This is a genomic window from Bradyrhizobium sp. NAS80.1 (assembly GCF_001908205.1).
Lineage (GTDB): Bacteria > Pseudomonadota > Alphaproteobacteria > Rhizobiales > Xanthobacteraceae > Bradyrhizobium.
In genome coordinates, this window is the sequence record NZ_LGHL01000413.1 from 1 (window position 1) to 973 (window position 973).

Annotated in this window: 1 protein-coding gene; it reads right to left on the reverse strand. The window is 53.4% G+C overall.

Features of this window, described 5'->3' with window-relative positions; genetic code table 11:
- The coding region (locus tag AC629_RS48090) for a hypothetical protein (RefSeq protein ID WP_210419240.1) at positions 1–242 on the reverse strand (242 nt) is incomplete at its 3' end.
- Positions 243–973: the final 731 nt, after the last annotated feature.

Consider the following 973-nt stretch of genomic DNA (forward strand, 5'->3'; position numbering starts at 1 on the left):
TCGTCTAAGTTGAAGCCACGTGCTAGCCTAAGCGCTAGAACCGCCTTGGACGAATAACTTCTTCTATCGCGCTCAAGCGCCTTGGCGTTTTCACACAGCCAAGACCCGTAGCCGACCTCACCACCACGACGCGACAATACCTTTTTCCAAGCATTAATACTGCTGGCGGGTGCAGCTTGCATAAATGCACGCTTGAGGTGAGATGTCGGAATGAAAGCTAAATGGTTTATTTTGGCGGTCATATCCGCCGTTTTGGTTGCGGAAGGTTACCTTATCGCAGACAAGTATCTCATCCCGAGCGTTCCGCTTCATTTTGCGGACTGGTCTCGACAAGTTCTGACGTCGGAAGAGCAGCGTCAACTCTTCGATGAGCTGCGTGTCAAGTTGATGGGCCTAACGGACGCCTCATCAGGAGTAGTGCTGAGGGGCTTACTCGTTCGAGTTCAGAACCAACACGAGTTTGCGGACTGTTAAAGCACAAAGATAAGAAAGGACAATGGCGAGACTGGAACCAGTTTGCAGTTACCTTCTCACGGCACGGAGCGGGTATGTTAGGAGGCATAAATAGAGAAGAGGACTACAAGGGGACGGAATACCTCAGAGAGGGCGTTTATCGGCCGCTTCGGCCAACTGATCGTGTCGAATGCGAACAGGTTTCGCCTTGCGAGATGTGTTTCGGCCCGTCGGTCAAAGTCCCCCGAGAGTAGGCCAAAGGATTGATGGAGACAGTCCGCTTGTGGCCCATCGCGTCATTTGGCTGCGTTGCGGAATGTGGTCGCTATCGGCGCATAGCGGACTCTGGCAATCGATCCGCCCGGCAGTTTTATGGGTTCACGGCCTGGTGGAAGGGAAGTGGAATGCCGATCCGGGCTTCTACTCATCGTCCAGAGCAAGCCTCGATCGCTGCGAACGAGGACGACAATTGCATGTTTCCGCTTTTCGGAACGCGTTTTGGGTGTCACCATGCTCGTGA